Source organism: Bacillus sp. BS98, from assembly GCF_008432245.1.
GTDB classification, from domain to species: Bacteria; Bacillota; Bacilli; order Bacillales; family Bacillaceae_G; genus Bacillus_A; species Bacillus_A toyonensis.
The window spans coordinates 181,187-199,247 of sequence record NZ_CP043830.1 but is presented as its reverse complement, the minus strand read 5'-3'; the positions used below and the strand labels follow the sequence as shown (position 1 = coordinate 199,247).

Annotated in this window: 18 protein-coding genes, 1 pseudogene and 1 riboswitch; of the genes and pseudogenes, 9 read left to right on the top strand and 10 right to left on the bottom strand. The window is 35.1% G+C overall.

What is annotated here, in order from left to right; all coding sequences use genetic code 11:
• Positions 1 to 167 precede the first annotated feature (167 nt).
• Positions 168 to 269: a DUF3948 family protein gene (locus F0362_RS01155; protein WP_001060020.1), complete on the top strand. Its 102-nt coding sequence runs from the start codon at positions 168 to 170 to the stop codon at positions 267 to 269.
• Between the two features lie 65 nt (positions 270 to 334).
• Here F0362_RS01155 and F0362_RS01150 read toward each other — a convergent pair whose 3' ends face one another.
• Positions 335 to 1,282 carry a helix-turn-helix transcriptional regulator gene (locus F0362_RS01150; protein WP_079520217.1) on the bottom strand — a complete coding sequence of 316 codons (948 nt, stop codon included), beginning with the start codon at positions 1,280 to 1,282 and terminating at the stop codon, positions 335 to 337.
• Between the two features lie 134 nt (positions 1,283 to 1,416).
• On the opposite strand from F0362_RS01150, the gene modA reads away from it, so the two are divergent.
• The 3 genes from modA to F0362_RS01135 all read left to right on the top strand — a co-directional run bounded on the left by modA (position 1,417) and on the right by F0362_RS01135 (position 4,055).
• Positions 1,417 to 2,223 carry a molybdate ABC transporter substrate-binding protein gene (gene modA / locus F0362_RS01145; RefSeq protein ID WP_001032238.1) on the top strand — a complete coding sequence of 269 codons (807 nt, stop codon included), beginning with the start codon at positions 1,417 to 1,419 and terminating at the stop codon, positions 2,221 to 2,223.
• Positions 2,224 to 2,228: 5 nt separating this feature from the next.
• On the top strand, positions 2,229 to 2,903 hold the full coding sequence (modB, locus tag F0362_RS01140; RefSeq protein ID WP_002037814.1) for a molybdate ABC transporter permease subunit: 675 nt from the start codon (positions 2,229 to 2,231) through the stop codon (positions 2,901 to 2,903).
• 300 nt (positions 2,904 to 3,203) lie between these two features.
• Positions 3,204 to 4,055: a GRP family sugar transporter gene (locus F0362_RS01135; RefSeq protein ID WP_000353553.1), complete on the top strand. Its 852-nt coding sequence runs from the start codon at positions 3,204 to 3,206 to the stop codon at positions 4,053 to 4,055.
• 67 nt (positions 4,056 to 4,122) lie between these two features.
• Here the strand turns inward: F0362_RS01135 and pnuC are convergent, their stop codons facing one another.
• Positions 4,123 to 4,773 (bottom strand): nicotinamide riboside transporter PnuC, encoded by a 651-nt coding sequence (pnuC, locus tag F0362_RS01130; protein ID WP_000252476.1) that lies wholly within the window; start codon positions 4,771 to 4,773, stop codon positions 4,123 to 4,125.
• Positions 4,774 to 4,970: 197 nt separating this feature from the next.
• On the opposite strand from pnuC, the gene proC reads away from it, so the two are divergent.
• The 4 genes from proC to F0362_RS01110 all read left to right on the top strand — a co-directional run bounded on the left by proC (position 4,971) and on the right by F0362_RS01110 (position 10,667).
• Positions 4,971 to 5,774, top strand: coding sequence for a pyrroline-5-carboxylate reductase (proC, locus tag F0362_RS01125; RefSeq protein ID WP_000956243.1), 804 nt, complete (start codon positions 4,971 to 4,973; stop codon positions 5,772 to 5,774).
• Between the two features lies 1 nt (position 5,775).
• On the top strand, positions 5,776 to 6,609 hold the full coding sequence (locus tag F0362_RS01120; protein ID WP_001054813.1) for an aldo/keto reductase: 834 nt from the start codon (positions 5,776 to 5,778) through the stop codon (positions 6,607 to 6,609).
• A gap of 154 nt (positions 6,610 to 6,763) precedes the next feature.
• Positions 6,764 to 6,868, top strand: a riboswitch (SAM riboswitch).
• 133 nt (positions 6,869 to 7,001) lie between these two features.
• On the top strand, positions 7,002 to 8,642 hold the full coding sequence (locus F0362_RS01115; protein ID WP_000726293.1) for a peptide ABC transporter substrate-binding protein: 1,641 nt from the start codon (positions 7,002 to 7,004) through the stop codon (positions 8,640 to 8,642).
• A 384-nt stretch (positions 8,643 to 9,026) separates the two neighbouring features.
• Positions 9,027 to 10,667, top strand: coding sequence for a peptide ABC transporter substrate-binding protein (locus tag F0362_RS01110; protein ID WP_149889615.1), 1,641 nt, complete (start codon positions 9,027 to 9,029; stop codon positions 10,665 to 10,667).
• Positions 10,668 to 10,673: 6 nt separating this feature from the next.
• Here F0362_RS01110 and F0362_RS31210 read toward each other — a convergent pair.
• From F0362_RS31210 to F0362_RS01095, 3 genes and pseudogenes are all read right to left on the bottom strand, one after another.
• A pseudogene (locus F0362_RS31210) lies at positions 10,674 to 10,951 on the bottom strand (hypothetical protein).
• Positions 10,945 to 11,136, bottom strand: a complete 192-nt coding sequence (locus F0362_RS01100) for a hypothetical protein (RefSeq protein ID WP_000942528.1) — start codon at positions 11,134 to 11,136, stop codon at positions 10,945 to 10,947. Before F0362_RS01100 ends, F0362_RS31210 begins: the two are co-directional and overlap by 7 nt.
• A gap of 16 nt (positions 11,137 to 11,152) precedes the next feature.
• Complete coding sequence (locus tag F0362_RS01095) at positions 11,153 to 12,055, bottom strand: helix-turn-helix transcriptional regulator (protein ID WP_000544207.1); 903 nt, start codon at positions 12,053 to 12,055, stop codon at positions 11,153 to 11,155.
• A 173-nt stretch (positions 12,056 to 12,228) separates the two neighbouring features.
• Here F0362_RS01095 and F0362_RS01090 point away from each other — a divergent pair, with 173 nt between their 5' ends.
• On the top strand, positions 12,229 to 12,696 hold the full coding sequence (locus tag F0362_RS01090; protein WP_001221551.1) for a YusW family protein: 468 nt from the start codon (positions 12,229 to 12,231) through the stop codon (positions 12,694 to 12,696).
• A gap of 24 nt (positions 12,697 to 12,720) precedes the next feature.
• Here F0362_RS01090 and F0362_RS01085 read toward each other — a convergent pair whose 3' ends face one another.
• From F0362_RS01085 to F0362_RS01065, 5 genes are read right to left on the bottom strand one after another with little or no spacing between them, the layout of a single operon-like run.
• Positions 12,721 to 14,331: a peptide ABC transporter substrate-binding protein gene (locus F0362_RS01085; protein WP_000714105.1), complete on the bottom strand. Its 1,611-nt coding sequence runs from the start codon at positions 14,329 to 14,331 to the stop codon at positions 12,721 to 12,723.
• A gap of 13 nt (positions 14,332 to 14,344) precedes the next feature.
• A complete protein-coding gene (locus F0362_RS01080) occupies positions 14,345 to 15,118 on the bottom strand; it encodes an ABC transporter ATP-binding protein (protein ID WP_000205656.1) in 774 nt (257 codons plus the stop codon).
• Positions 15,115 to 16,125: an ABC transporter ATP-binding protein gene (locus F0362_RS01075; protein ID WP_000531247.1), complete on the bottom strand. Its 1,011-nt coding sequence runs from the start codon at positions 16,123 to 16,125 to the stop codon at positions 15,115 to 15,117. The genes F0362_RS01080 and F0362_RS01075 overlap by 4 nt, the downstream gene beginning before the upstream one ends.
• The gene (locus F0362_RS01070; protein WP_000501534.1) at positions 16,082 to 17,086 is read right to left on the bottom strand and encodes an ABC transporter permease; all 1,005 of its coding nucleotides are present in this window, start codon (positions 17,084 to 17,086) and stop codon (positions 16,082 to 16,084) included. Before F0362_RS01070 ends, F0362_RS01075 begins: the two co-directional genes overlap by 44 nt.
• A gap of 17 nt (positions 17,087 to 17,103) precedes the next feature.
• A complete protein-coding gene (locus F0362_RS01065) occupies positions 17,104 to 18,021 on the bottom strand; it encodes an ABC transporter permease (protein WP_000289322.1) in 918 nt (305 codons plus the stop codon).
• Positions 18,022 to 18,061 lie beyond the last annotated feature (40 nt).

The following is an 18,061-nucleotide window of genomic DNA, read 5'->3' as shown; positions in this document are numbered from 1 at the left end:
TATAATTAAGACATAAAGCAGGGCAACAACAATTCGAAAAGGAGCGGATACGCATGATGAACAAAATGAAATCAAACAATTTTTTTAACACAATGGGCATGGTGCTATCCGCACTTGTCGATGCAAAAGCAGTTGCAACTACATTAAACAAATAAGGAGAGATTATAATGAACAACATTACTTTCAACAAATCAGACTTTATCGGACTTGCAAGTGGAGCGACTCTTCTTACAGCTTTCATTTACACACTTGCTCAAAGTCTTGTTTAACAATTCGTTTCCCCAAACCCCTTTATATATAGAAAAAGCTGCTCGTCTTATAGACAAGCAGCTTTTTAGTTTGTTTCATATATAATTTGGCCTGTTTTCATAATATCGTATCCGCCAATCGCTTTTAACTCATTATGAAATTCTTCCGATTGCAGAATGTCTTTCATAACTTCAATAAGTTCTTCATTGTCTTTATTCTTCAAAATTACTAAATCATACTGTTCTTTCATTATCGGAATAAAGTCTACATTTACAATTTGCGAAACCTTTTCCGATCCTACCCCAACATCAGCTTTTCCGTTCGCAACTTGCGTGGCAACACCAAGATGACTCGATTCTTCCCATTCATATCCACTAATCTGTTCTTTATTTAACTTTTGAATTCGTAATTGTTCATCCACTAGCACCCTAATACCAGAGCCTTTTTCTCGATTTACAAATTTTATAGAGGACCCGAATATGTCAGCCCATGTCTTTATTTTCTTTGGGTTTCCTTTTTGAACATAAAACCCCACATTTCTTGCCAATAAATTGATCATAATACACGGTTGTCCAACTAAAATACGTTTTACGTAAGGAACATTATAAGTACCCGTTTCACCATCAAATAAGTGTAAACTAACTACACTTCCTTCTCCTTGGTACATCTTCACTAAACTTGTTAAACTACCTTGATACGCTCTTAATACATTAGAATTTAGCAATCGATTTTCTATACGTTTTGCCAACATATCTAACGTTAGTTCTTGCCCGCTAATGATGCATGTATTCAAGATACTACTATCGTCATTCTTTACAGAAGTAACTTGTATCTTTCCTGTTTTCATTTGCTTTATATATTGTTCTAAATCCGCTGTATCAATGCGCATCTGTCTACCAACTCTATAAGAAGGAAGTTCTCCTTTTTTAATTAAGTCGTATACAGTTAGTTTTGATACTTTTAATCGCTTCGCTACTTCTTCCGTTGTGTAGGAATGATGATCCATAGACGATTCCTCACTTTCTTCCTTCATTGTAACAAAGAAAAGAATATTTCTCCTATTTTTTAAAAACAACCATATTGTTCAAATTATATTCAATTATAACTAGTTATAATTAGTTATATTTAGTTATAATTAGTTATGTCAAAACGAAAGGGGATTTTTTTATGAACAAATTCACATTACGATCTATTGGGGCACTTATACTTTCTTTCCTTCTTATATTTAGTGCTGCTTGTACAAGCGTGGAAAAGAAGGAGAAGTCAGTTGCTAAAGAGAGAAAAACAGTCGAACTGACTATATCAGCTGCTGCTAGCTTACAAGATGCATTAAAAGAAATTGAAAAACAATATAAAGAGAAAAAGCCTAATATTAAACTTTCTTTTAACTTCGGTGCTTCCGGTGCACTTCAACAACAAATCGAACAAGGTGCGCCTGCTGATTTATTCTTCTCTGCAGCAGAAGATAAATTCCAAACACTTGTTAAAAAAGGATTCATTAATGAAAAAGAAGGAAAAAACCTTCTTGGAAATGAACTAGTTCTAGTCGTCCCAAAAGATAGCTCTCTTACAAAAATTCAAGATTTAAAAGATGAGAAAATCAAAAAAATCGCACTTGGTACACCTGAATCTGTACCCGCTGGGAAATATGCAAAAGCTTCTCTCACACATGAAAATCTTTGGAATGACATTCAAAATAAAATCGTATTTACAAAAGATGTTCGCCAAGTGTTAACATATGTAGAAACAGGTAATGTCGATGCTGGTATTGTATACAAAACAGATGCTCTCATTTCAGACAAAGTAAAAATTGGCGAGACGGCAGCAGCTACTTCTCATGAACCAATCCACTATCCTTTAGGCGTTATAAAAGAATCGAAGCATAAGAAAGAGGCGACTTCATTTTATGAATATTTGCAGTCAAAAGATGCACAATCTATCTTTAAGAAATATGGATTTACAGTCCTATCATAATTGCCATGAGCTTTGATGATATTTTGTCACCTGTCTTTTTATCTTTACGAGTAGCTGCATACGCCACCATTATCGTCACAATTTTAGGAACGATTATCGGTCGGTCACTAGCACGCTCCTCATGGAGATATAAAGTAATACTAGAAACTATTTTCTTATTACCAATGGTACTTCCGCCAACTGTAATCGGCTTTTTTCTCATTATTATTTTTGGAAATAACAGCCCCATTGGAAAGTGGATAGAATCGGTATTTCAGCAGTCCATTATGTTCACATCTACTGCTGCTATCATTGCTTCTACAGTTGTCGCATTTCCGCTCATGTATCAATCAGCAAAAACAGGATTTTCGATCGCAAATGTACAAATTGAAGAGGGCGCTCGCGATCTCGGCGCCAGTGAATATCAAGTTTTTCTACACGTTACACTACCGCTTGCATTTCCTGCATTACTAAGCGGTATGATCTTAAGCTTTGTTCGTGCACTAGGAGAATTTGGTGCTACACTCATGTTTGCTGGGAATATTCCTGGCAAAACACAGACAATCCCAACAGCAATTTATATGGCCATTGATGCAAGTAATATGCAACTCGCTTGGACACTTGTAATTATCACTATCAGTATGTCACTCATATTTCTCCTATGTATTCAGCTCATTAATAAAAGAATTACTAATTCTTAAAGCAGCTTTCGACAAAAGCTGCTTTTTTATTTCTTAGGAAATAAAAAATACTATATAAAGTGACTGAATTTTACCTTTTATTTAAATATACATTCTATTTGAATTTACTTTCTAAAATAGGCAATTTCCTGTTATTATATGGAGGTGTTTGAAAAAATGAAGAAATGAAAACGCATTTATATCGTGAATTCTTCATCCTGTTTTAGCGATCGGTAATCTTCTACTCTATTAGTGGGGCATTACCGATCGTTAGAACGATATGTAATTATATTGGTATAGCAAACCGAAGGGAGTCTTGTAATGGACATTTTATTAGCGCTTCTTCCTGCAATTGCATGGGGAAACATCTTATTAGTAAGCGTAAAAATGGGCGGTGGTGCATATAGCCAAACGGTAGGTATGACAATCGGTGCTCTATTCTTCGCAACAGTTATGTATGTATTTACTCAACCAGCTTTAACAATGACAATCTTGATTGTTGGTTTTATTTCAGGTGTATTCTGGGCTTTAGGACAAGTAAACCAATTAAAAACAGTTGAAAAGTTAGGTGTTTCTACTACTGTAACGATTTCTACTGGTATGCAACTTGTTGCAACTTCTATCTTTGGAGTTATCGCTTTCCGCGAGTGGACTACTACAACAACGATCATTATGGGAACGATTGCAATCCTATTAATCGTAGTTGGCGTTGTATTCACATCATTAGATGATAAAGAAAATGCACAGCCACCAGGACAATTGAAAAAAGGACTTCTTACTTTAATTGTTTCTACTTTCGGCTATCTTGTATATGTAATTATTATTCGTTGGTATAACATTGATGGTTGGTCTGCTATTTTACCACAAGCAGTTGGTATGTTTGTCGGTGCGGTTGTACTGACATCTAAACATAAGCCATTTAACAAATATGCAATTCGTAATGCTTTATCTGGTTTACTTTGGGGAACAGGAAACTTATTCTTACTTCTTTCATTACCACGTGTCGGAGTAGCGACAAGCTTCCCATTATCTCAAACTGGAATCGTTATCTCAACATTCGGTGCGATTGTCTTCTTAGGTGAAAAGAAAACAAAACGTCAATTGATCTTTATTGCACTAGGTAGTGTTTTAATTATCGGCGGCGCTGTATTACTTGGTCTAACAAAAGCATAAACTTATATTCTATTAAAAACCCCTGAGGCATATGTGTCCCAGGGGTTTTTTCGATTTTAATTATTTTCTAAATATAATTATTTACACGCACTTGTCCTTTATAGTTCTTCTTCCACTCTAGCAAACCAGCTACACATATAAAGAGATTAATAACAGCTAGTATTAGCATGACATATAAACCAGTGGAAATATAAATTACAATGCTAACTACGTTATACAAAATCCATAAATGCCAGTTCTCTAAAATTTTTCGACTTAGCATAAATTGAGCTACTAATCCTAATACAGCATTTAAAGCGTCTAAATATGGACTTGTTGATTCTAAATGACGGACTTGATAATAGCCCCAACCAACCCAAGCAACTAAAATAAAAATTATATAAAAGGTCCACCCCTTTAAACCTAAACGGACAGTTGCTTTTACCTCTTCTTCCCCACTACGTGCAATCCAATAATACCAACCATATACATTAAATATAAATTGAAAGACTGCTAATACTGCCATTGCATATAAATCTTGTATAATGAAAATATACAGAAATAATGTAACAGTAATCATACCAAATAAAAAGTTGGATACTTTTTCTCTTGCTAATAACCAAACATTAACAATCCCCATAACCGATGCGAAAATTTCAATATAACTCGATTGAATGTAAAATCCAACCAATACGCAAATAATACTAGAAATGAGTAAAAAAAGTGGACTTCTAACCATATTTATCTCTCCCCATATGTGTAATAAATTCCATATCACCAGTATAAGGAACTCCTCTTATTTTTATCATGAATTCCCTTATTCAAAAACCCCCTCATTATCTATTCCATATACGGTAAGTCTTTTCTTTTTACAAAATTCTCTTAAAAATGGTATCGTTTTTTATAACATATCTCTACTAGAAGGGAATAAAGGATATGCTTACTAAACATCGAATTTTATTTATTGGTGCCGGTCGTATGGCAGAAGCTATCTTCTCCGGGTTACTTAAAACGAGTAAAGAATATATCGAAGAAATTATCGTTTCCAACCGAAGCAACATAGAAAAACTAGAACAATTACAAGGGCGATATAATGTGTCCATCACTACAGACTGGAAGCAGCATATTACATCCGTTGATACGATTGTTTTAGCAATGCCACCAGCTGCACATGAACAGTTATTACAGGAGTTATCTCCTCTTCTAACTGAGCAATTCGTTGTGACCGTTGCTGCCGGAATTGGACCATCTTATTTAGAAAAACGGCTTCCTCAAGGGACACCTGTTGCCTGGATTATGCCAAATACAGCTGCCGAAATCGGAAAGTCCATCTCCTTATATACGACGGGACATTCCGTAGGTGAAACGCATCAAGAAACGCTACAACTCCTTTTAAAAGGTATTGGTACCTCACAGTTTTGTACTGAAGAGGAAGTTCATCAACTTACCGCCATTACTGGTAGTGCACCTGCTTTTCTCTATCACTTTGCTGAAGGTTTAATTGAAGCGACGAAAAACTATGGAATTGATGAGAAAACGGCAAACCACCTTGTCATTCAAATGATTGCTGGTTCTGCCGCTATGCTCCAACAAAACGAAGATCCAGCTATGCTCCGAGAACAAGTAACAACACCAGGAGGTTCAACTGCTGAAGGCTTAAAAGTTCTATATGAAAATAATTTTTCAGAAGTCATTCAACAAGCAGTTGAAGCAACAAATAAAAAAGCTAGGGGGAAATAATATGAATTTAACAAGTTTAAAAGACTATACAACATTACATAATGGTGTAAAAATGCCTTGGTTCGGTTTAGGTGTGTTTAAAGTAGAGGACGGATCAGAAGTAATTGATTCTGTAAAAGCAGCTATTAAAAACGGATACCGCAGCATCGATACTGCAGCAATCTATCAAAATGAAGAAGGCGTTGGTCAAGCAATTCGCGAATCTGATATTCCTCGTGAAGAGCTATTTATCACTTCAAAAGTATGGAATAGCGATCAAGGTTATGAAACAACAATTCAAGCATTTGAAACTACATTAGAGAAATTAGGCCTAGAATATTTAGATTTATATTTAGTACATTGGCCTGTAAAAGAGAAATATACTGAATCATGGAAAGCGTTAGAAAAGCTTTATAAAGATGGTCGTGTTCGTGCTATCGGTGTGAGTAATTTCCACATTCACCACTTACAAGACGTATTTGAAATTGCTGAAATTAAGCCAATGGTCAACCAAGTGGAATACCACCCTCGTTTAGCACAAGAAGAATTACATGCTTTCTGTAAAGAACATAACATCCAGCTCGAGGCTTGGTCACCATTAATGCAAGGGCAACTACTGGATCATCCAACATTACAAGAAATTGCGACAAAATATAGTAAATCAACTGCACAAGTTATTTTACGCTGGGATTTACAAAATGAAGTTGTAACGATTCCTAAATCAATTAAAGAGCACCGCATTATTGAAAATGCAAACATTTTTGATTTTGAATTAAGCTCGGATGATATGAAAGCAATTCAAGCTTTGAATGAAAATCATCGCGTCGGTCCAGATCCAGATAACTTTAACTTCTAGCAGAAAAACCACTGCCATGTGCAGTGGTTTTTTTCACTTTAAAAAAACTGAAAATTTAAACTATGTTTCATTTGATTGACACTTCATTATCCAAGGTGTAAGATTTTGAATTATCAAAGAAACAAAAAAATTAATAAAATTCATTCGTTTACTCATTGTATCAAGAGAGGTGGAGGGACTGGCCCTTTGAAACCTCGGCAGCAGGTTCATTTTGAATACTGTGCCACTTCCTGCAAGCTTTATGCTTGAAAGATAGAATGAGGGACTTCGTTTATATACGGGTACATAACTTGTATGTGAAAATCCCTCTTTCTCAATCAGAAAAGAGGGATTTTTTTATTTTTCATTTCCCTCATCATCATCCAAACTTAATTATTTAGGAGGAAAATCAAATGAAAAAGAAGTTTTTACCCGGTATCGCATCAGTTGTAGGAGTAAGTATTTTATTAACTGGTTGCGGTAGTTATAAAAACGAAGCTAGCGGAGCAAATGCAAAAGACGAGGCATCTAGTAAACAGGTTTTAAACTTATCTTCACCTTCTGAAATACGAACAATGGATACAGCTCGTGCTACAGATACTGATTCCGGTCAAGTAATGAGAAACGTATTTGAAGGTTTGTATAATCTTGGTGAAGGTAACAAACCTGTCCCTGGCGTTGCAAAATCCCATGAAGTAAGTGGCGATAAAACGAAGTACACATTCCACCTGCGAGATTCAAAATGGTCAAACGGTACTCCTGTTACAGCGAAAGATTTCGTCTTCGCCTGGCAAAGAGCTGTTGATCCAGCAACAGCCTCTGAATATGCATTTTTATTCTTTGATATTAAAAACGCAAAACAAATTAACAACAAAGAGCTTCCAGCCGATCAACTTGGTGTAAAAGCAGTTGATGACCATACGTTTGAGGTAGAATTAGAGCGTCCTGTTCCGTACTTTATTAGCTTAACGGCGTTCCCAACATTTCTACCAATTAGCGAGGAATTCTTTAAAACACAAGGTGATAAGTACGCTTTAGAAGATAATACAATTTTGTATAACGGAGCTTTTACACTAAGTGATTGGAAGCATGAACAAAGCTTTAAATTTAAGAAAAACCCTACCTACTGGGATAAAGATACTGTCAAAATCGAAGAAATCAATTTCAACATCGTAAAAGAAAAATCAACAGAAGTAAATTTATTCGAATCTAAACAATTAGACCGTATAAAACTAACATCTGACTTCGTTGATAAATATAAAAAGGATGCTAATTTTAAAGAACGTCCGAACGTAGGGGTACAATTTTTACGTATGAATCAACAAAACAAAGTACTTCAAAACGTTTCTGCACGCCAAGCAATTGATCAAACGATTGATCGAAAGTCCTTTGTCAATACGTTATTAAATGATGGCTCTACACCAACCTTTGGTCTTGTGCCAAAAAACTTTGCAAAAGGTCCTGATGGAAAAGACTTCCGTGCTACAAACGGCGATTTAACAAAAGTTGATACGAAATCTGCACAAGAATTATGGAAAAAGGCAAAAAAAGAACTAGGTTCTGAAAAGATAACATTAGAATTATTAACAAGTGACGGTGACCTTGAGAAGAAGACTGGTGAGTTTCTAAAAGGTCAATTAGAAAAGAATTTAGAGGGCTTAACAGTAAATATAAAACCGCAACCACGTAAACAACAAGTTTCACTCTTATTAAAAGGTGACTACGAAATCGGAATTGATGGTTGGAGCCCTGACTTTGCTGATCCAATTACATTCCTTGAATTGTTTACAACGAATAACCCTTACAACTTAGATCATTACTCTAATAAAGAGTTCGACGAAGCAATTGAAAAGGTGAAAACTACTTTAGCTGGTGATGAAAAAGCCCGCTTTGATGCATTACTAGCATCAGAGAAAATATTATTTAAAGACTCTGTTATTGCTCCTCTTTACCAAAAAGGCGAATCTTATTTAGAGAAATCTTATGTGAAAGGCATTGTACAAGTAGACTTTGCAGGTCAATTAAACTTCAAATGGGCAAAAATTGAAAAATAAAGTGAAACTTTAAACAACGTATTTCCACCAACTCCCATTGTTTTTTTGACAAAATATATTAAAAGTAGATTCCTTAATATGAGTGAATCTACTTTTTTAATATATTATTCCAAGAAATTAACGCTTTGTTTTTATTATTGACATATAGTTCTTTCTGGTGTTAATATTCTAAATAATCAAAGAAACGAAATATTTAACCATCAAAATATAATGTCTACTATGTTGAAACATATAACGATACATTATAGTTCAACATGTATATACATATAGAACACATGATTACCTATAAACAAATATTTATACTAGGTTTTATCTCTTTCTATAGCTACTTCAAGACATGGACATTATGACGTTATGAACAACACATTTAGGGAGGAACGAACAATGAAGAAAAAAGTTGTACCTGTTGTTGCATCTGTTTTAGGGGCAAGTCTACTACTAACTGCTTGTGGGGGAAATAAAAATAATGCAAGCGGAGCAAAAGCAAACGATAAAGCACCTGATAAACAAGCAATTAACTTATCATTTGCTTCAGAAATTCCAACAATGGATGTTGCAAAAGCAACGGATGGGGAATCCATGAACGTAATGCGAAATGTTTTTGAAGGTTTATATGCAATGGGCGAAGATAATAAACCAATTCCTGGTGTCGCTGAGTCGGTTGACGTTAGTCCTGATAAAACAAAATATACATTCCATCTTCGTGATTCGAAATGGTCAAACGGTACTCCTGTTACAGCAAAAGACTTCGCCTTCGCTTGGCAACGTGCTGTAAATCCTGAAACAGCTGCCGAATACGCATTCTTATTCTTCGATATAAAGAATGCAAAACAAATAAATCAAAAACAATTACCACTTGATCAATTAGGTGTCAAAGCCCTTGATGACAAAACTTTAGAAGTACAACTAGACCGTCCTGTTCCCTACTTCTTAAGCTTAACGACATTTGCAACATTCTTACCAATTAATGAAGATTACTTAAAATCGCAAGGTGATAAATACGGTTTAGAAACAAATCATTTAATCTACAACGGTGCTTTCACATTAGATAACTGGAAGCACGAACAAGGCTTCCAATTAAAGAAGAATCCTAACTATTGGGATGCTAAAACAGTAAAATTAGAAGAAATCAACTTCAATGTCGTTAAAGATAAGTCTACAGAAGTTAACTTATATGATTCAGGACAAATTGACCGTGTTGCTTTAACTGCGGAGTTTGTTGATAAATATAAGGGCGATCCAAACTTCAAAGAACGTGCTGAAGTCGGCATTCAATTTTTACGACTCAATCAAAAAAATGAAGTATTAAAAAATCAACATGCACGCCTTGCTATTAACGGCGCAATGAATAAAAAAGCATACGTAGAAACAATTTTAAATAACGGTGCTGTTCCAGCTGAAGGAATGGTTCCTGCGAAATTTGCAAAGAGCCCAGAGGGCACTGACTTCCGCAAAGAAAACGGAAACCTAGTCAAAGATGATGTGAAATCAGCGAAAGAAAACTGGAAAAAAGCGAAGCAAGAACTTAGTACTGACAAAGTAACACTTGAACTATTAACAAGTGATAATGCTTTAGCTAAAAAGACTGGCGAATATTTAAAAGGTGAACTGGAAAAGAATCTAGATGGATTAACAGTGAATTTAAAGCCACAACCACGTAAACAACAGTTGAAATTACTATTAAGTGGTGATTATGAAATCGGAATTGATGGCTGGGGTCCTGACTTCGCTGATCCTATTACATTCTTAGATTTATTCACAACAGATAGTGCTTATAACTTTGATAAATACTCTAACAAAGAGTACGACGAGCTAATTCATAAAGTGAAAACAGATTTAGCTGGCGATGAAGAAGCACGCTGGGAAGCAATGAAACAAGCTGAAAAAATCTTATTACAAGATGGCGCTGTCGCTCCTTTGTACCAACAAGGTCGCTCTTACTTACAACGCTCTTTCATTAAAGGACTTGTAACAACTGACTTCGGCGGTGAATTTAACTACAAGTGGGCAGAAGTTGCAAAATAATAAGTACTAATAAAAAGGTATCCAATTGAAGGATACCTTTTTACTGTGTACTTCATTAATTACAAGGTCTCTTCCCTTTATCATTTCTTTTATACCTATAGTGAGCCCCGCTACTAATTGTGTAACTAGTCTAATAAATAATAATGAGATAATATTTTCTCTAAATTAACTCCGGCAAATATTATTTTGTAATAGCCATTCGCTACGCATGTTGCGGGAAATAATCCCACATACAGGAATAAACATTTGTGTTAAAGAAATGCGAAGAAGACTATTGTCAACAATCCTCTTTCCCATCTTTTTGTATTGAACTAAAACTCATAATAAATATAAATGCAAATATCAAATATGTTTTCCACGTCAAAGAAGGTATATGCCCTGACCAAAGATAGCTAATTAAATAGTTAATTCCCATAATACAAGATGACGCTACTAAACTAATACTTATTAGTTTTACATATTGGAGCATACATTTTCTCCTTACCTCATTCTTTTTCCATTTCTTCAAATTGCAGGTTCATTGGCTCTTCTAGAAGAGTTTCATAAAAACTTTCTGCCAAATCCGTTACAGGAATTTTTCCATCCACCTCATCAAATCGAATACTATCTAGCCAGACACAACCTTCTCCTGATAATAAAACACCAAATGCAATACCAAGTGCTTCTTCTTTTATATCTAGTACAACCGAGTACGATTGCCAGTTATTCGTATTTTTAATTGGACGATTTTGCATGTTATCCATAGCAATCGGCTCCGTATTTTTTCCATCTACTCGCATCCACAATCCTGCCCAATCTTTTACATTCTCACTCTTAATAAATGCTGTTAAACGTAATCTCTTACCTACATAGTTATCCGCTCGAAACATTTGCATTAATGTTGAAAATCCCCCGTGCGTAACGTTCTCTTTTGCTTTTATATATGCAGATACTTTTCCTTGATGGGCAATTTCGTAATCTAAACCCATCTCATATTCAGCGGGATGACTTCCACTTAATACCCATCCTTTCGGTATACCTTTTTCCATTGAAATCCCCTCTCTTTCTATATAAAATGACTGGAAATACTTTCGATATTTTTTTGGTGGTAATTGAAACATTCTTTTAAAAGCTCTAGTAAATGCCTCTTGTGAGGAAAAACCGTATTGCACTGCAATATTAATAACTGCTCTTTCAGTCGATACCAAATCTTGTGCAGCATGAGTTAATCTTCTCTTACGAACATAATCCGTTACACTCATCCCAACATATCTTTGAAAGATGCGATGAAAATGGTACATCGATACTGCACTGTGAGATGCCACTCTTTCTGTTGTAAGCTCCTCATGTAAGTGATTCTCTATATATTCAATTGATTTTTTTATTATCTCTTTATATTCTTCATGCATTTTAGTCCCTCCCTCACAACTTCAATTTACCATATACATACAAATCGTTTTTGATTTAAATTGCGGATTAGCCCTTATGACTGCAGGATAATAATTTATTTTCAACACATACATAATTACATGTTTTTGGGAAAAACTTGTATAGAACGAATTTACATAAGGAGGAATTTATAATGAGAATTCTACTATCAGTTTTATTAGCTCTTATGCTAGTACCTGCATTAACAGGATGTAAAGCTCCTGCAAAAGAAGACACAACTTCTAATAAAAAGACGACTGAAGAAGCAAAAAATGAGGCTCCTGCAGATTTAAAACTAAACTTCAATGAATTCGATTTAAAGGCAGACTACCAAGATACAAAGAAAGACTACGAAGCAGACTATAAAAATGTAGCAGCTGATAAGAAAATGGAAGCAAAAATTGAAGATCATAAAGCAGATGTAAAATTAACAGGAGACGAGGCTATCACAAAATTAAGCCCACTTCTACAAGAATTAAAATTTGATAAAGATACTGCTGACCAAGAAGTAATCGATCAAGTAGTGAACGTGTTCAAACTTGATAAAGACTATCAAAAATTCGATTTAGAAGTTGTCTTCTCTGATGGAACGAAAAAAGAATATAAAAGAGAAATAAAATAAAGAAGTAGGCGGTTGCCTACTTCTTTATTTTTTAATTTTTGCGTACCTTAGTTCTGGACTAGAACCGATAATGAATTGGACACCGGATACTGATGGTTTTTGTAAATATGAGGAACTTGGGAAAATAATTGGGATTAATGGTGAATCTGTAAACATAATATCTTCCGCTTTATGCAATAATTCAAAACGCTTATCCTCGTTTTGTTCAACTTTTGCTTCTTTTATTAAAGCGTCAAATTCTTTATTATGCCATTTTGCATAGTTATTCGGACCATCACCTGCATATAAATCTAGTTTAGTAATTGGATCTAATAAAGAGCCGCCCCATCCCATATAAGCTAATTGGAAATCACTTTGCTTGTATGTGTCGATGTAACTCTTCCACTCTTTATTTTCTAATTTAATATCTACTCCAAGATTTTTCTTAAACATTTCTTGCATTGCTTCTGCTACTTTTTTATGTTGTGTATCTGTAGTGAATTTTAATGTTACTTCAGGTAATGTAGACCATCCTTGTTCTTTCATACCTTCTTCTAATAATTTTTTCGCTTCTGCTGGATCAAATTTAACGTAATCACCTTTTTCTTTACGGAAATCACGGCCACTTTGTGTTTTTGCTCCTTCTGGAACGAATGCATATGCTTCTTGCGCATTATTTTTATACAATTTTTCAACGATAAATTTGCGATCAACCGCTAATGAAAATGCTTTACGTACCTTCGCATTTGTAAACGGCTCTTTTTCTACGTTAAACGAGTAAATATAAGATGAGAATCCTGCAACACGCTTATATTCTTTATTTCCTTTTTCTTTTTCAATCATCTCTTGTGGTAAACCACTTAGTAAATCTAATTCTTTTGATTTAAATAATTGATACGCTGTTTTAGAGTCTGGAATAATACGAAACTCAATTTCTTTTAGAGTTACCTTTTTATCGTAGAATTCTTTATTTTTTTGTACTGTAATTGCCTGGTTATGCTTCCACTCTTTTAACGTGAATGGCCCATTCGTAATTAACTCTTTTGGATCTGTTTTTAATTTATTATTATCATCAATTGACTTTTTAGATAATGGAATAAATAGTGAGCTTGCTAATTTTTGTTTAATAGAAGCAACTGGATGTTCAAGAGTTACCTTTAATGTTTGAGGATCAACGACTTGAATACCAACTTGTCCCTCTTCACCTTTTCCAGTATTGTATGCCTCTGCCCCTTTAATAAAATACATTTCTGTCGCATTCATAGAACCCGTTTTCGGATTTAATAATCGCTTCCATGCAAATTCAAAATCATTTGCTGTAATAGGAGAACCATCTGACCATTTAATATCTTTCTTTAAATGAATTGTATACTCAGTTCCATCAGCACTTACGTCTTCTTTCTCCGCTAATTCATTTTGATATTTCCCATCACTATCTTGTGTATATAAGCTTGAGAATAAATGTCCAATTACATAACCTGAAGTACTATCTGTCGCAATAGCGGAATCAAGTGTATATGGATCGCTACCAATATTCGTTACTAATCGATCTCCTTCTCCCTTACCAGCACTCGCCTTTTGCGTTTCTTTCTTACCGCAAGCAACAGAAGTAATTGCTAAAACAGTCATAATGACAAACAGTAAAAACTTCTTCATCCTACATTCTCCTTTAACCTGAAATTTTTGGTGTTGATGCTAATAATGTTTTTGTATAAGAATGTTGTGGATTACGGAATACTTCGTCCGTATTTCCAAATTCAACAAGTTCTCCTTTATATAAGACAGCTACTTTTTCACATAAATAGTGAACCATCGGTAAATCGTGAGCGATGAATAAATATGTATAACCTTGTTCTTTTTGGATTTTTTGCAGCAGATGTACAATTTGAATTTGCAATGAAACGTCTAATGCTGAAATTGGTTCATCAAGAATCAATGCTTCTGGCTCACACAATAACGCTCTTGCAATAGCGATACGTTGACGTTGTCCTCCGCTAAATTCATGCGGATATCGATCAATATATCTTCTATCTAATCCAACACGCTCTAGCGCATCACCTGCTACTTTATCCTTCAGCCCTTTATCACCTAAACCGAATGAAATATAACCTTCCGTTACGCTATCGCGTACTTTCCAGCGCGGATTTAATGCAGCTGTAGAATCTTGAAAAATGAACTGTACTTTCTGTAAAAAATCTCGCTTATGAGCTGACTTCAGCGTGTGAACAACTTGACCGTTATAATTAATTTCACCAGACGTTGGACTCTCAATCCCCGCTATGAGCTTTCCAAGTGTTGTTTTTCCTGAACCACTTTCACCAATAATGCCAAGTGTTGTTCCTTTCGGGATAGAAAGTGATATGTCTTTTAACGCTGTGATTTCTTTACTTTTACTTCCATATATTTTCGTTACTTGCTTTACAGTAATTAAATCTGTCGTCATGAGGCATTCACCTTCTCTTTTGATTTCGCTTTATTATGCTCTAGAACATGCTGCCAACAATGTGAACTATGCGCCTTAGAATATGTTGTTCTCTCTGGGAAACGATGAATACATTCTTTTATCGCTACTGGGCAACGATTTACAAAAGGACAACCAAAGCTATTTAATGTTTCAATGGAAGGTGTCGTTCCTTCTATAGCACGTAATACCTTTTCGGAATCATCCATATTCGGAATTGCTTGTAATAAGCTTTTCGTATATGGATGTTTAGGAGAACCTATTACCTCCTGTATCGTTCCTTTTTCAACGACACGTCCCCCGTACATAACAACTACTCGATCAGCTACTTCACGCACAAGTGCCAAATCATGTGTAATTAATAAAATACTCGTATTTTGTTTTTCTTTCCTTTCTTTTAATAGCCCCATAATTTGTTTCTGAATCGTTACATCTAACGCTGTTGTCGGCTCGTCTGCAATTACAAGCTTTGGATGACAAGCAAATGCAATTGCTAAGCAAATACGTTGCCTCATCCCCCCACTTAATTGATGTGGGTATTGCTCAAAGCGTTTCTCTGCTTCATGTATCCCTAAATCATTTAGCAAGTTAATCGCAATTCCCTTTGCTTCTCTTTTCGATTTTTTCCCATGTTGCAAAATTACTTCTGTAATTTGTTTGCCTACCTTCATCGTTGGGTTTAAAGATGAAAGCGGATCTTGAAATATAAAGGAAATATCTTTTCCGCGAATTTGATTCCATTCTAATTCTTGTAAACTCGTTAATTCCTTTGATTGGAAAGATACATTTCCATCATCGATATGAATTGATTCTTGATTCAAGCCGATAATGGATTGTGCTGTAACACTTTTTCCTGAACCACTTTCTCCTACAAGTGCAACTATTTCACCTTCGTTAATAGAAAAGGAAACATGTTTCACAATTGCTTGCTTACTATTCTCTTTTTCAACGGCTAACGTTACGTTTTCTAAAGATAAGAGCTGTCCCATGTTTTTTCTCCTTTCGATTCCGTTTTACGATTTTTGGATCAATTGCATCTTGCAAACCATCACCAATTGCATTAAATGCGAACATAATGAGTGCAATCATGATTGCCGGGAAAAATAGCTGCCACCATTCTCCGCTCAATAATGTCCCGAGTGCATCATTCGTCATCGTCCCCCAACTTGCCGCTGGTGATTGTACCCCAAGTCCTATAAAGCTTAAAAATGATTCTGAAAAAATAGCTGCTGGAATTGTAAATGATAAATTGACGATAATAATCCCTGTTAAATTCGGAATTAAATGCCCATATATAATTTTTATATGTGATGTACCTAATCGCTCTGCTGCAATAACAAACTCTCGTTGTTTTAAAGACAATACTTGTGCTCGAATGAGACGAGCCATTCCAATCCATCCCGTTAATGCAAGGGCGATAATAATGGTGAAAAGACCTGGTTTCATAACAATTAATAGTAAAATAACAATTAATAAATATGGGATGCCGTATAATACTTCAATTCCTCTTATAATCCACTCATCAATTAACGTTCCAAGGCAATTACGCCCTCTCACATATCCACTAAATCCACCAATTAGTACACCAAGCCCTATATCGAGGGCAGCTGCTACTAATCCAACTGTTAGTGAAATCTTCCCACCAGCCCAAGTACGTGCCCAAATATCTCTCCCTAGATCATCTGTTCCAAACCAATGTTCACTACTCGGCGGTAAATTTGTTGCCTCTTTTACTTGTTCACTCGCAGTAAATGGCGTTAAACTTTCGCCAATAAGCGAGAAAACAATAATTAGCAATAACGTCACTGTTCCTAAAACTGCGATTGGATTCGATATAAACTTACGAAACACTTCTTTCTTTCTGCTAATCGTTTGCTGATTTTTATTTATCGTTAATTCTTTTTTCTCTTCTTTCGTTAATAACTGTTCATTAATTTCATAAGCTCCCATTTAAATATCCCCCCTCCTTATGTAATAGAACGAATACGCGGATCAACAATGCGGTGAATAATATCTGTAATGAAAATACAAGTAATTAATAATGCACTATAGAAAATTGTTGTTCCCATAATCACCGGATAGTCTCGGTTAAAAATACTATCTACAAAATATTTTCCTAGGCCAGGAATTGAAAAGATTTTTTCAATAACGAAAGTCCCTGTTAAAAGTCCAGCCATTAATGGTCCAACAAATGTAAGTACTGGAACAATCGCATTTCGAAGAGCATGTCTTATAATAATCTTCTTAATTGGTATGCCTTTCGCTCTTGCTAGCTTAATATAATCACTCTGCAATACTTCGATCATATTAGAACGAACAAACCTTGTAATAACCGCAATTGGACCTAACGCCAATGCGAAAGATGGTAATACAGTATGTTCGAATGTTCCCCAAGACGCTACTGGTAAAAGCTCAAATTGAATAGCGAATACTTGTATAAATAGTGGTGCTAAAATAAAACTTGGAATAGAAATACCGAGAATTGCGAGCAAACTCACACTATAGTCAATTACTTTCCCATGATATAGAGCAGCAAATGTACCTGCAGCAATTCCGACTAACAATGAGATAACAAGTGCTTGTAGACCAATAATTGCTGATGGACCAAAGCCAGTTGTTATAATTTCTGATACACCTTGCCCGGTTGATTGAACAGATTCACCAAAATCAAAATGAACTACACCGTCTAAATAAGCAACATATTGATTCCACAACGGTTCATCAAGGTGATACTTCGCTCTCATGTTTTGAATCACTTCTTCAGGAAAGATTTTTGCATCTGATGAAAATGGATCTCCCGGAATGATATGCATAATTAGAAATGTCACTGTCGTAATAACCCATAGCGTGAACACCATAACTGATAATTTTTTAATTACATACACTTCAATAACCCCCTAAACATATATATTTACTTAGTTTTAT

Bases quoted from the DNA above. Each gene is read 5' to 3' on its own strand.
- F0362_RS01155 (WP_001060020.1), top strand. From the start codon at position 168: ATGAACAACATTACTTTCAACAAATCAGACTTTATCGGACTTGCAAGT.
- F0362_RS01150 (WP_079520217.1), bottom strand. From the start codon at position 1,282: ATGAAGGAAGAAAGTGAGGAATCGTCTATGGATCATCATTCCTACACA.
- modA (WP_001032238.1), top strand. From the start codon at position 1,417: ATGAACAAATTCACATTACGATCTATTGGGGCACTTATACTTTCTTTC.
- modB (WP_002037814.1), top strand. From the start codon at position 2,229: ATGAGCTTTGATGATATTTTGTCACCTGTCTTTTTATCTTTACGAGTA.
- F0362_RS01135 (WP_000353553.1), top strand. From the start codon at position 3,204: ATGGACATTTTATTAGCGCTTCTTCCTGCAATTGCATGGGGAAACATC.
- pnuC (WP_000252476.1), bottom strand. From the start codon at position 4,773: ATGGTTAGAAGTCCACTTTTTTTACTCATTTCTAGTATTATTTGCGTA.
- proC (WP_000956243.1), top strand. From the start codon at position 4,971: ATGCTTACTAAACATCGAATTTTATTTATTGGTGCCGGTCGTATGGCA.
- F0362_RS01120 (WP_001054813.1), top strand. From the start codon at position 5,776: ATGAATTTAACAAGTTTAAAAGACTATACAACATTACATAATGGTGTA.
- F0362_RS01115 (WP_000726293.1), top strand. From the start codon at position 7,002: ATGAAAAAGAAGTTTTTACCCGGTATCGCATCAGTTGTAGGAGTAAGT.
- F0362_RS01110 (WP_149889615.1), top strand. From the start codon at position 9,027: ATGAAGAAAAAAGTTGTACCTGTTGTTGCATCTGTTTTAGGGGCAAGT.
- F0362_RS01100 (WP_000942528.1), bottom strand. From the start codon at position 11,136: ATGCTCCAATATGTAAAACTAATAAGTATTAGTTTAGTAGCGTCATCT.
- F0362_RS01095 (WP_000544207.1), bottom strand. From the start codon at position 12,055: ATGCATGAAGAATATAAAGAGATAATAAAAAAATCAATTGAATATATA.
- F0362_RS01090 (WP_001221551.1), top strand. From the start codon at position 12,229: ATGAGAATTCTACTATCAGTTTTATTAGCTCTTATGCTAGTACCTGCA.
- F0362_RS01085 (WP_000714105.1), bottom strand. From the start codon at position 14,331: ATGAAGAAGTTTTTACTGTTTGTCATTATGACTGTTTTAGCAATTACT.
- F0362_RS01080 (WP_000205656.1), bottom strand. From the start codon at position 15,118: ATGACGACAGATTTAATTACTGTAAAGCAAGTAACGAAAATATATGGA.
- F0362_RS01075 (WP_000531247.1), bottom strand. From the start codon at position 16,125: ATGGGACAGCTCTTATCTTTAGAAAACGTAACGTTAGCCGTTGAAAAA.
- F0362_RS01070 (WP_000501534.1), bottom strand. From the start codon at position 17,086: ATGGGAGCTTATGAAATTAATGAACAGTTATTAACGAAAGAAGAGAAA.